Origin of the sequence: Shewanella waksmanii ATCC BAA-643 (assembly GCF_000518805.1) — a bacterium.
In the GTDB taxonomy this organism is placed as follows: Bacteria; Pseudomonadota; Gammaproteobacteria; order Enterobacterales; family Shewanellaceae; genus Shewanella; species Shewanella waksmanii.
In genome coordinates this window covers 1-11,755 of the sequence record NZ_KI912497.1, presented here as the reverse complement: position 1 = coordinate 11,755, position 11,755 = coordinate 1, and the positions used below count along the sequence as shown (strand labels likewise).

The following is an 11,755-nucleotide window of genomic DNA, read 5'->3' as shown; positions in this document are numbered from 1 at the left end:
AAAGAGCTGATACCGTTTTTTGTGCCAAGGTATCGATCATCGGTTCGAACCCACTCTTACTTGAAAAGAACGCGCGCCGATCTTCCCCGTTTACTCTCCAATTTAAAATTTGTACGACATTCGCTCAGTTGCGCTTATTGAAAGAGCTGATACCGTTTTTTGTGCCAAGGTATCGATCATCGGTTCGAACCCACTCTTACTTGAAAAGAACGCGCGCCGATCTTCCCCGTTTACTCTCCAATTTAAAATTTGTACGACATTCGCTCAGTTGCGCTTATTGAAAGAGCTGATACCGTTTTTTGTGCCAAGGTATAGGTCATCGGTTCGAACCCTACTCTTACCTTAAAAGAACTCGCTCCAATCTTCCTCCGCTTACTCTCCAATTTAAAAATTTATACGACATTCGCTCAGTTGCGCTTGTTAAAAGAGCTGATACCGTTTTTTGTGCCAAGGTATAGGTCATCGGTTCGAACCCTACTCTTACCTTAAAAGAACTCGCTCCAATCTTCCTCCGCTTACTCTCCAATTTAAAAATTTATACGACATTCGCTCAGTTGCGCTTGTTAAAAGAGCTGATACCGTTTTTTGTGCCAAGGTATAGGTCATCGGTTCGAGCCTCTCTTAAACAACATACCCTTTCTAACGCATTGCTAACGCTTACGGGCGAGCGCAAAAGTCGATCTGTATCCCATTTGTCGATGTTTCGTGATTCACAAAATAGTTTCTTTATCTTCTGCTAATGTAAGAAGGGCAACTGACTAAACTATGACATTGTTCAAATTATGTTGTGGGCAATGACTGCATAATATCTTTAATCATTGAAAATTTACGCTAAGTAAGCATGAAAGGAGTACATTATGATTCGTTTTCAACAGCTTGGGGAGCAATTGTCTTATGTCGCAAAATGTCGCCATGAGATGGGTAGCTTGTATAAGCGCTTGCATACCGATGCTGACTCTACACGGGTGAAGATGCTTCTTGAGTATTTTAGACAGCAGCAACTTACCGTGGCAGAGAAGCTAGAAAGCTATATCGAAGATGCTCCTGCGAAACTACTGGATACTTGGTATAACGATATTGTTTTTGAAGACTTTATCGCACTGTGTAAGCAAACCAGTTTAACCGCGAATATGAGTGAAGAAGATGTACTCAACTTACACCTTGATTTAGAGAATCGTCTTATTGGGCTGTTAGAGAAAACGGCCAACTCTTCGGTGTCTAGCGATGTTAAAGGTGCCCTTGATGATTTAGTGCGAGTGGAGAAAATTCAACAGCAAAGGTTAGTGCATAGCAGTATTCGCATGGACGACCTATAAACTTACCGACATGAAAAAGCACCGTAACGGTGCTTTTTTTTGGTCTTTTTTTCATGAACTAACGTCGATTTACATCGCAATGCCTGCGTGAGATCAAGTTTTTGTAAATTAGTGCTGATTAACGGGAATCTAATCTCAAATTAAGGCTCATATTCTACTATGTATATACCTTAATAAATGTGGGCAATGTGATTACTTTGCCAAGTCCCTTTATTCAATGGAGACCGGCTTAATGCTTTATCAACAACAAGAATTACCCGCGACGCTTTTTTCCTGTGAGCAAGTCAAGCAAGCCGAGTTGCAACTTATTAAAACTGGGATCACTGAGCATGATTTGATTGAACGCGCTGCCGCGGCGAGTTTGTCCCTGCTGCAACAACAGCATAAAGTCGATGGTAAAATCGCCATCATCGCGGGTTATGGCAATAACGGCGCAGATGCGTTCACCATTGGCACTTTATTACTTGAAGCGGGAAAAACGGTGAGCTTATTTTGCTTGGAACGTGACAATGTCAGTCAGGGTTTAGCACAAAGTAAAGCCGATTTTATTGCTGTGGGTGGCCGGGTCAGTGTTGACATTGAGCAAGTGCTGCTAGAGGCTGACTGTATTGTTGATGGTTTGCTCGGTACCGGTTTTAGCGGCGACATATCCGGCAGCATGGCAGCGGTTATTGAACGTATTAATGGCTGTCAAGCGTGGACGCTTAGCTTAGATATTCCCTCTGGTATTAACGGTAACACTGGTTTTGGTGGTTGTGCCATCAAGGCCGATATGACGATTACTTTTGGGGCGTTAAAGCAGGGGTTAATTACTGGTAAAGCCCGTGAGCATGTTGGTGAGCTGGTGTTTGCTGATATCGGCTTATCGAGCCAGTTAGCCCCTTCCAAAGTCATCAATGTCACGGCGGAAGAAGTGCCCGTGGGGCTGCCTTATCGGCCCCATGACTCCCATAAAGGCATGTGCGGAAAAGTCACTGTTATCGGTGGCGACCAGGGCATGTCTGGTGCACCTCGTTTAGCGGCTGAAGCTTGTTTGCGCTCAGGAGCCGGCTTAGTGACCGTAGTGTCACACCCCAGTCACCATTTAGTGATAAGTGCTGGCCGGCCTGAGCTCATGTTCTGGGGCTGTGAACTAGTCGATATGGAAGTCTATCTGCGCTTAGGCTGGGCAGATGTGTTACTAATTGGTCCAGGTCTAGCTCAACAGGATTGGGGTTATAACCTGTTCAAAGCTGTCGGCTTATGTGACAAGCCTTGTGTGGTTGACGCCGATGCTCTCAATCTTTTAAGTGCAGAACCTAGACGACATGACAATTGGGTGCTTACCCCTCATGCGGCCGAAGCGGGGCGGTTACTCGGTGTGGCGACAGAAGTGGTTGAACAGGACCGTTTTGCTGCTGTTGAGGCCATTCAGGCCAAGTATGGTGGCGTGGTAGTGCTAAAGGGGCCTGGCACGCTAATTTATGATGGTGAGGTTTGCCATGTTGCCCCAGTAGGGAATGCGGGTTTAGCCAGTGGTGGCAGCGGTGATGTATTAGGCGGTATTGTTGCTGCGCTTATGGCTCAAAAAATGTCACCTATGGCTGCTGCGACAGCTGCGGTGGTGATTCACGGGCGAGCAGCAGAGTGCGCGGCCGTAGATGGAATGAGAGGCATGCTTGCTAGTGATTTATTCGTCCACATACGTCGCTTAGTGGATGAGTTGTAGTGTTTAAAATTAAATTAGGCTAATGTTTGTTTAGATAAGCGACTGATTACGGTAAAGTAGCGTATTATCGTCGGCGTGCCGTTTGTTTTGTTATTGTGGAAATTATGTCGTCATTAGCATTTGAATTAGAAAATGAAGCTGCAACTGTTGCCTTTGGGTTGCGTTTAGCCAAAGTACTTGATGCGCCAACTACCTTGTATTTATATGGTGAGTTGGGGGCGGGCAAGACTACCCTTAGTCGCGGTATTATCCAGAGTTTGGGCCATAAAGGGGCGGTAAAAAGCCCGACTTACACACTCGTTGAGCCTTATGAACTTGAGGGTATGGAGGTCTACCACTTTGACTTATATCGTTTAAGTGATCCTGAAGAGCTAGAGTTTATGGGAATTAGGGATTATTTTTCTCCCACGAGCCTATGTCTCGTCGAGTGGCCCGATAGAGGTGAGGGGTTATTGCCCGCAGCCGATGTTAAACTTGAATTGGTGTACCAAGGGGAAAACCGTAAAGTTACACTGACCGCAGAGTCTGAAAAAGGTGAGCGGATTTTACAAAGCCTATAATAAAAAATGACAAATAAAGCGCTAAAAATACAATTTGTTAGTTTCATATTTTTACTGTGCCTGTCCGCAGGGGTTGCTGCCGCTAATCAATTAGATGGTGTGCGTATTTGGGCTGCGCCAGAATCAACTCGGGTGGTGTTCGACCTCTCAAAAGCGGCTGATTACAGCTACTTTACCCTGACGAGCCCTTATCGCTTAGTCGTGGATTTAAAAGGCGCATCGACCAAGTTAGACCTTAAAAAAATCAGCAATAACAGTAAACTGGTTAAGCAGGTGCGGACCAGTAAGCCGCCAGCAAAAGGCACGTTACGTCTGGTTATCGATCTCACAAAACCCGTTAAAGCTAACTTATTTGCGTTACCGCCCACCGCTCCTTACGGCAACCGTCTGGTGGTTGATTTAGATGCTGGTGGCACCAAAGCAAGTTCGGCAGCAACGGTAAACAAGAAACCAACCAATGCGCTACGCGATGTTGTTATTGCCATCGATGCGGGCCACGGTGGCGACGACCCTGGTTCTATCGGGCCCAAAGGCACCTATGAAAAACGGGTAGTGCTACAAATTGCTAAAAAAGTTGAAGCTAAAATCAACAGTACACCGGGTATGAAGGCGGTGATGACCCGCACCGGTGATTACTTTGTCAATATTAACCGCCGCTCTGAGATTGCCCGCAACAGTAAGGCTGATTTACTGATTTCTATTCACGCGGATGCTTTTACCTCACCACAACCGCGTGGCGCTTCAGTGTGGGTGCTATCAATGGGGCGGGCCAATAGTGAAATTGGTCGCTGGTTAGAGCATAAAGAGAAACATTCAGAATTATTGGGCGGTGCTGGAGAAATCATTCAAAACACCGACAATGAGCAATACCTAGCAATGACTTTGCTGGATATGTCGATGGATAGATCAATGGCGATTAGTCATAACATCGCCGACGATGTGTTAGCCAACCTTGGTAAAGTCACCAAGTTACATAAGCACAAGCCAGAATCTGCAAGCTTTGGTGTGCTTAAGTCGCCAGATATTCCCTCGATTCTGGTTGAAACAGGCTTTATTTCCAATCATAAAGAAGAGCGTTTGCTGACTCAGCGAGAGCATCAAAACAATATTGCCAATGCGGTTCATCGTGGTGTGTTGCGCTATTTTGAAAATAACCCGCCCAGTGACACCTTGATGGCAAGTAAAAGCTCTCGCAGCCACAAAGTGCGCTCTGGCGAATCGTTGTCGGTTATTGCTCACCGTTACCAAGTGACGGTCGCCAGCATTAAAAAAGCCAACAATCTAAAATCCGACATGCTAAGAGTGGGTCAAAAACTAGTTATACCAAGGGCATGATGAGCGAAAAATTGATTCAGATATTGCCGCCTCAACTCGCTAACCAGATTGCTGCAGGTGAAGTTGTTGAAAGACCGGCGTCGGTGATTAAAGAGCTGGTAGAAAACAGTTTAGATGCCGGTGCGACTCGCGTTGATATAGAGATCGACAAGGGCGGAAGCAAGTTAATAAAAATTCAAGACAATGGTTCAGGGATTGCCAAAGAGCAGCTGTCCTTGGCCCTGTCGCGTCACGCGACGTCTAAACTGAGTACATTAGATGATCTCGACGCCATTTTAAGCTTTGGTTTTCGCGGTGAGGCATTAGCCAGTATCAGTTCAGTATCGAGGCTGACGCTTACCTCCAAAACCGCGGAGCAAACAGAAGCTTGACAGGCCTATGCTGAAGGCTCAGAGATGGCGGTCAAAATTTTGCCTGCCGCCCATCCAGTGGGGACCACGTTGTCGGTGGTTGACTTGTTTTTCAATACCCCAGCTCGGCGCCGCTTCCTAAAGAGTGACAAGACAGAGTTTACCCATATTGATGAGTGGCTTAAGCGGATTGCTTTGGCGCGAAGCGATATTCACTTTACTTTAAAGCACAATGGTAAGCAGGTACGCAATTACCGCGCAGCTAAAACAGAAGATCAGTATTTACAGCGCTTGGCCCAAGTCAGTGGCAAACGTTTTGCCGAGCAAGCATTAAAAGTGGATTGTAGTCATAACGGGCTCCGATTAAGTGGCTATATTCAATCGCCTCGTTTTGAAGCCAGTGCCAACGATACCCAATATTTTTACGTAAATGGTCGTTTAGTACGAGACCGCTTAGTCAATCACGCAGTACGCCAAGCGTTTGCCGAGTCTATGACTCATGAGCAAATTGGCTTTGTATTGATGTTAGATATCGACCCGCATCAGGTGGATGTCAATGTTCATCCTGCTAAGCACGAAGTGCGTTTTCATGAGAGTCGCTATGTACACGATTTCATCTTACAAGCGTTGCAGTCAGCTTTAATTCAGCTTGTTTCGTTACCCTTAGAGGCGGAACAAGATAACCAAGCCCAAGTGATAGCCAGTACCCATGACATTGGCCTTACCAAGCAAGCTGAAACGAGTCACAATGCAAATGAAGTAGTTAAGCCGTTAGCGCCAGAGATAAGCGCAAGTATTCAAGAGCGTGCGCCTACTCCTTATCAAGCGCCAAGTGAATCAAGCCACCACGATTATGGGCGCAGCGAGTATTCTCGCGGTGCAGCAGGTGGCAGAGCATCGGCTAGAGCCGACGTTGAGTTACCCAGCCAAGCGGCGGTTGATGCCTATGCACAACTATTAACAACGCCAAAGGTCGACTCGAGTGAACAACCGCAGCCGACAGATATGCCTGCGGTACTCGATGGGCAGTATTGGGTGATTTGTGCCGAGCAGTCATTGCAGTTACTGAGTATTAATGATGTAGCCGATACGGTAAAAACGCTAGAGCTACAACATAAACTCGCAGGTGGCCTAGTTGGGCAACCGCTGTTGATGCCGGTATCGGTAGCAGCCGATGAAGACTGGCAGGCAACACTTATCGAGCGTGAGCAGTTGATTCGTAAACTCGGTATTGAAGTAACAATTCGTTTAGGGCAGTTGATAATTAAGAAAGTGCCCCCATATTTAAGAAAGAGCTAATTGGCTAAGGTTATTCCAGAGTTGATCCAATGGATACGCTTTGAGGAACCGAGTGATGAAGCGATGATCAATTGGCTCGTCACCCAAAGCCAAGAGCAGTTTAGCTCAGCGGCCGATGTTTGGCTGGCACTGTCGACATTGAGCCAAGCAGAACAAGATTCAATATTTACTCAAGCTAAGGCATTGCCTTGGCAAAACTGGATAGCAGAGCAAAATTAGTGACAGACAAACGTTTACCACAGATTGTAACGTTAATGGGGCCAACCGCCTCAGGTAAGACGGCACTTGCCATTGAATTGGTTGAGCAACATCACTGTGAAATTATCTCTGTAGATTCAGCCTTAATCTATCGCCAAATGGACATCGGCAGCGCTAAACCCGATGCGGAAGAACTCGCGCGAGCGCCACATCGCTTGATTGATATTCGCGATCCCAGTGAAAGCTATTCAGCCGCAGATTTCCGCCAAGATGCGCTAGTTGAAATTGAAGCCATATTGGCAAAAGGTAAGACGCCATTACTTGTTGGCGGCACCATGATGTATTTTAAGGCCTTATTGGAAGGATTGTCGCCATTACCCGCAGCAGATGAAGCTATTCGGGCACAAATCGCACTCGAGGCTGATGCAAAAGGTTGGCAAGCATTGCATGATGAGTTGGCGACAGTGGATGAAGTGGCGGCTAAGCGCATTCATCCAAATGATCCACAACGGTTATCACGGGCAATTGAAGTGTATCGTATAACCGGTAAGTCCTTGACTGAATTAACACAAACTAAGTCAGAAGCTCTGCCTTATACTGTGTCCCAGTTTGGGATTTCGCCAAAAGATCGGAAACAGTTACATCTTTCTATAGAACAAAGATTCAAATTGATGTTAAATCAAGGATTCATTGAAGAAGTTGAGCAGTTACGTGCTCGCGGCGATTTACATTTAGATCTGCCTTCAATGCGTTGTGTGGGTTATCGTCAAGTGTGGCAATATCTCGATGGGGACTACGACTATAATACAATGGTCGAAAAAGCGGTTGTTGCTACTAGGCAATTGGCTAAGCGTCAATTAACATGGTTGAGAGGGTGGCCAGAGCTAAATTGGCTAGAAAGTGGCGATGAGAGCAATATATCTCGCTTAATGGCGCATGCTGCTAGCTAAATATGTCACTCTATATAATACTAAAACCAAACAAAATTTTATGTTGTATCGGTTTTTACTGATTTATTAATAAAAAGGAAATTATAAAATGGCAAAGGGGCAATCTTTACAAGACCCATTTTTGAATGCGCTACGACGTGAGCACGTTCCAGTATCAATTTATTTGGTTAACGGTATTAAGCTTCAAGGACAAGTTGAGTCATTTGACCAGTTTGTTATTTTGTTGAAAAACACAGTGAGTCAAATGGTGTACAAGCATGCCATTTCTACTGTTGTGCCAGCGCGCCCATTTAAGGTTGGCGGTCATCACGGTACGCCTAACCAGGCGGGTGGTTTTAACACCCCAAGTGACGACAACGAACAACAGTAATTTTAAGGAGTTTGCTTTTTGTTTGATCGCTATGAGGCGGGAGAGAGTGCAGTACTTGTCCATATCGACTTTTCTGATGAAGACAGTCGGGAAGATATTACCGAGCTGCAATTATTAGTGGAGTCGGCAGGTGCCGAAGCTGTAGGCGTGATCACGGGAAGCCGTCGTTCACCGGATCGTAAATATTTTGTCGGTTCGGGGAAGGCCGAAGAATTAGCTGCAATGGTCTCAGCGACTGAGGCTAATGTAGTGATTTTCAACCATGCATTGAGCCCTGCCCAGGAACGTAATCTTGAGCAGTTATGCCAATGTCGTGTGTTAGACCGAACGACACTGATTTTAGATATTTTTGCCCAAAGAGCGCGTACTTACGAAGGTAAGTTGCAGGTGGAGCTAGCGCAATTGCGCCACATGTCGACGCGCTTGATTCGAGGCTGGACTCACCTTGAGCGCCAAAAAGGCGGCATTGGATTACGTGGTCCAGGTGAAACTCAGTTAGAAACGGATAGGCGTTTATTACGTGGTCGAATTAAGACCATTAATAAGCGGCTGGCAAAAGTAGATAAGCAACGCGAGCAAAGTCGCCGAGCACGTAAGCGCAGTGATTTAGCTACCGTGTCGTTAGTCGGATATACCAATGCGGGTAAATCGACACTATTTAATGCACTGACGGTATCGGATGTGTATGCGGCAGATCAGCTGTTTGCGACCTTGGATCCAACGCTAAGAAAGCTTGAAATTCAAGATGGCTCAGTCATTTTAGCTGATACGGTCGGGTTTATTCGCCATCTACCCCATGACTTAGTCGCCGCTTTTAAAGCGACACTGCAAGAAACAAGAGAAGCAGATTTATTACTGCACATTGTTGATGCGGCAGATGAGAATATGGGAGATAACTTTGAGCAAGTACAACACGTGCTCAAAGAGATAGGTGCAGAAGAAATTCCACAATTGGTTGTTTGTAATAAAATCGATTTGTTGGAAGAGGTAAGTCCTAAGATTGATTTCGATTCTGAAGGCTTACCAACGCGGGTTTGGGTTTCGGCTCAACAAAGCAAAGGCTTGGAAGAGCTAAAGACAGCGATTAACCAACTTGTTGGCCAGTCGATTGTTGAGGTTGATCTTCAAGTCCCGGCAACAGCCGGACATTATCTTGGTCAGTTTTATCGACTTGATGTAATACAGCAGAAAGAGTATGACGATCTGGGGAACTGTATTTTGTCTGTACGCATGATTGAGGCCGATTGGCATCGTCTTGTTAAGCAGAGCCAAGGGGAGTTAGAGACCTTTGTTGTGGAATCAGCCGCAGTAGAGTAGTTTTTTAGTAATCTCGTTTAATTCATACACCTATGGAGTGCTAAATGGCTTGGAACGAGCCCGGTAACAAGGGGAAAGACCCTTGGGGAAATAAAAGTGGTAACGACAAGGGACCACCAGATTTAGATGAAGTTTTTAAGAATCTTTCCAAAAAGTTTGGGGGGAAAGGAAACGGTTCTGGACCGAGTGTAAGCTCGTTCGGTATCGGTATAGTGCTCGTAATAGCAATCGCTGTTTGGGGACTATCAGGTTTCTACACCGTAAAAGAGGCTGAAAAAGGCGTTGCATTGCGTTTTGGCCAATATATCGGTGAAGTTGAACCAGGCTTGCAATGGAAAGCGACATTCATCGACGAAGTTTTTCCTGTTAACGTCAGTACTGTTCGCTCTATTCCAGCGTCAGGTACGATTTTAACATCGGATGAGAATGTGGTTTTAGTTGAACTCGATGTTCAATATCGTGTGGTTGATCCCTATCGATTCTTATTTAGTGCTGTCGACGCTAACGAAAGTTTGCGTGAAGCAACAGACAGTGCCTTGAGATATGTCGTGGGCCATAACCGTATGGATGACATTTTGACTACTGGCCGTGACCAAATTCGTCGCGATACGTGGGAAGAAGTCGAGCGTATTATCGAGCCATACAAACTGGGTATTAACATTGTTGACGTTAACTTCTTGCCGGCGCGTCCGCCAGAAGAAGTAAAAGACGCCTTCGATGACGCTATTGCTGCACAAGAAGATGAACAACGCTTTATTCGTGAAGCTGAAGCATATTCGCGTGAAATCGAGCCCAAAGCACGTGGTCAAGTTCAGCGTATGGAGCAACAGGCTAACGCTTATAAAGAGCGTGAAATCCTAGAAGCTCGCGGTAAGATCGCTCGTTTTGAGCTGCTATTACCTGAGTATCAAGCTGCACCTGAAGTGACACGTAGCCGTTTGTACATCGATGCAATGCAGGAAGTGATGTCTGGCACCAATAAGGTTCTTATTGATGCGAAAAATAATGGCAACATGATGTATCTACCGCTTGATAAGCTAATGCAGCAAAATAGTGGTAAAACATCAGCGGAACCTGTGATGACAGAGCCTGTCGCAAGCACAGGGAGTAATAGCATGGTGAACCATGGTTTACCACTTGATGGTCGTTCTTCACGTTCTGAACGTGTACGTCAGGGGAGAAATTAATCATGGGTAGATTAACCATAATTATCGTGGCTATTCTGATTGCCGTAGGTTTGTCTTCTCTTATCGTGGTTAACGAAGGCGAGCGCGCAATTGTGTCTCGTTTTGGTAAAATCCTTAAAGATGGTGGCGAAACTCGCATTTATGCACCTGGTTTGCACTTTAAAATACCGGGAATCGACAAGATTAAGTTCTTAGATTCACGTATTCAAACCATGGACGGCGCAGCGGATCGTTTTGTAACCTCTGAGAAGAAAGATTTGATGGTTGACTCATATGTGAAGTGGCGTATTGCCGATCACGAGAAATACTATCTATCGACCAACGGTGGTAACAAGGCCCAGGCTGAGTCATTACTGCAACGTAAAATCAACAACGACCTGCGTACAGAGTTTGGTCGTCGCACGATTACTGAAATTGTTTCTGGTAGCCGTGATGAGTTGCAGCAAGATGCATTGAATAATGCCATGGAAAGCTCTGAAGATTTGGGTATTGAAGTGGTTGACGTTCGAGTCAAGCAAATTAACTTACCTGCGAACGTCAGTTCGAGTATTTATCAACGTATGCGCGCCGAGCGTACTGCCGTTGCTAAAGAGCATCGTGCTCAAGGTAAAGAGCAGTCGGAAATTATTCGTGCTAAGACAGACGCTGGTGTCACCATTCAGATAGCTGAAGCGCAACGTAAAGCATTGGAAGTGCGAGGTGAAGGTGATGCGATTGCTGCAAAAATTTATGCAGACGCATACAACAAAGATCCTGAGTTTTTTGGCTTCTTACGTAGCCTAGAGGCTTACAAGAACAGCTTCCAAGGTGAAGGCAATGTAATGGTGCTAGAACCTGATAGTGACTTCTTCAAGTATATGAAGAGCTCGCAAGCTAAATAAATCCTGTGTCTAGTCCTAAAATAGGTTGACGGTTTTTATTAAGCCAGTTGGTATTCCCAACTGGCTTTTTCATGCACCTCATTTGGGGTTTTCATTCCTAAACTAAGGTGCGGCCGTAATTGATTATAAATCTCTATCGATTCCTTGATTAAAACGCCAAGCTCTTTCATCGTTCTGCAGCGATTAAGCAAAAACTCTTGCTTCAAAATACCATTCACACGCTCTGCTTGTGCATTTTGGTAGCAGTCATATCCATCTGTCATTGATGGGGTCATTCCATAGGC

Annotated in this window: 10 protein-coding genes and 1 pseudogene; 10 read left to right on the top strand and 1 reads right to left on the bottom strand. The window is 45.5% G+C overall.

Annotated elements, in window-relative coordinates:
- Window positions 1-860: 860 nt before the first annotated feature.
- The 10 genes and pseudogenes from L865_RS0120030 to hflC all read left to right on the top strand — a co-directional run bounded on the left by L865_RS0120030 (window position 861) and on the right by hflC (window position 11,471).
- On the top strand, window positions 861-1,316 hold the full coding sequence (locus L865_RS0120030; RefSeq protein ID WP_028774853.1) for a hypothetical protein: 456 nt from the start codon (window positions 861-863) through the stop codon (window positions 1,314-1,316).
- A 232-nt stretch (window positions 1,317-1,548) separates the two neighbouring features.
- Entirely contained in the window at window positions 1,549-3,024 is a 1,476-nt protein-coding gene (locus tag L865_RS0120025) for a bifunctional ADP-dependent NAD(P)H-hydrate dehydratase/NAD(P)H-hydrate epimerase (RefSeq protein WP_028774852.1), read from the top strand.
- Window positions 3,025-3,128: 104 nt separating this feature from the next.
- Window positions 3,129-3,584 carry a tRNA (adenosine(37)-N6)-threonylcarbamoyltransferase complex ATPase subunit type 1 TsaE gene (gene tsaE, locus L865_RS0120020; protein ID WP_028774851.1) on the top strand — a complete coding sequence of 152 codons (456 nt, stop codon included), beginning with the start codon at window positions 3,129-3,131 and terminating at the stop codon, window positions 3,582-3,584.
- 6 nt (window positions 3,585-3,590) lie between these two features.
- Window positions 3,591-4,919, top strand: coding sequence for an N-acetylmuramoyl-L-alanine amidase (locus L865_RS0120015; RefSeq protein ID WP_084632602.1), 1,329 nt, complete (start codon window positions 3,591-3,593; stop codon window positions 4,917-4,919).
- Window positions 4,916-6,787 (top strand): annotated as a pseudogene (gene mutL / locus L865_RS24260) (DNA mismatch repair endonuclease MutL). Before L865_RS0120015 ends, mutL begins: the two are co-directional and overlap by 4 nt.
- A 35-nt stretch (window positions 6,788-6,822) precedes the next feature.
- Complete coding sequence (gene miaA / locus L865_RS0120005; RefSeq protein ID WP_028774849.1) at window positions 6,823-7,716, top strand: tRNA (adenosine(37)-N6)-dimethylallyltransferase MiaA; 894 nt, start codon at window positions 6,823-6,825, stop codon at window positions 7,714-7,716.
- Window positions 7,717-7,804: 88 nt separating this feature from the next.
- Window positions 7,805-8,086 (top strand): RNA chaperone Hfq, encoded by a 282-nt coding sequence (hfq, locus tag L865_RS0120000; protein ID WP_028774848.1) that lies wholly within the window; start codon window positions 7,805-7,807, stop codon window positions 8,084-8,086.
- A gap of 18 nt (window positions 8,087-8,104) precedes the next feature.
- Entirely contained in the window at window positions 8,105-9,403 is a 1,299-nt protein-coding gene (hflX, locus tag L865_RS0119995) for a ribosome rescue GTPase HflX (RefSeq protein ID WP_028774847.1), read from the top strand.
- Window positions 9,404-9,447: 44 nt separating this feature from the next.
- The gene (gene hflK / locus L865_RS0119990) at window positions 9,448-10,590 is read left to right on the top strand and encodes an FtsH protease activity modulator HflK (RefSeq protein WP_028774846.1); all 1,143 of its coding nucleotides are present in this window, start codon (window positions 9,448-9,450) and stop codon (window positions 10,588-10,590) included.
- A gap of 2 nt (window positions 10,591-10,592) precedes the next feature.
- Window positions 10,593-11,471 (top strand): protease modulator HflC, encoded by an 879-nt coding sequence (gene hflC, locus L865_RS0119985; RefSeq protein WP_028774845.1) that lies wholly within the window; start codon window positions 10,593-10,595, stop codon window positions 11,469-11,471.
- Window positions 11,472-11,509: 38 nt separating this feature from the next.
- Here the strand turns inward: hflC and L865_RS24255 are convergent.
- Window positions 11,510-11,755, bottom strand: a 246-nt coding sequence (locus L865_RS24255) for an integrase core domain-containing protein (RefSeq protein WP_028775268.1), incomplete at its 5' end; no start/stop codon positions are given.

Coding starts and splice junctions, on each gene's coding strand:
- L865_RS0120025 (WP_028774852.1), top strand. CDS start 1,549: ATGCTTTATCAACAACAAGAATTACCCGCGACGCTTTTTTCCTGTGAG.
- tsaE (WP_028774851.1), top strand. CDS start 3,129: ATGTCGTCATTAGCATTTGAATTAGAAAATGAAGCTGCAACTGTTGCC.
- L865_RS0120015 (WP_084632602.1), top strand. CDS start 3,591: ATGACAAATAAAGCGCTAAAAATACAATTTGTTAGTTTCATATTTTTA.
- miaA (WP_028774849.1), top strand. CDS start 6,823: ATGGGGCCAACCGCCTCAGGTAAGACGGCACTTGCCATTGAATTGGTT.
- hfq (WP_028774848.1), top strand. CDS start 7,805: ATGGCAAAGGGGCAATCTTTACAAGACCCATTTTTGAATGCGCTACGA.
- hflK (WP_028774846.1), top strand. CDS start 9,448: ATGGCTTGGAACGAGCCCGGTAACAAGGGGAAAGACCCTTGGGGAAAT.
- hflC (WP_028774845.1), top strand. CDS start 10,593: ATGGGTAGATTAACCATAATTATCGTGGCTATTCTGATTGCCGTAGGT.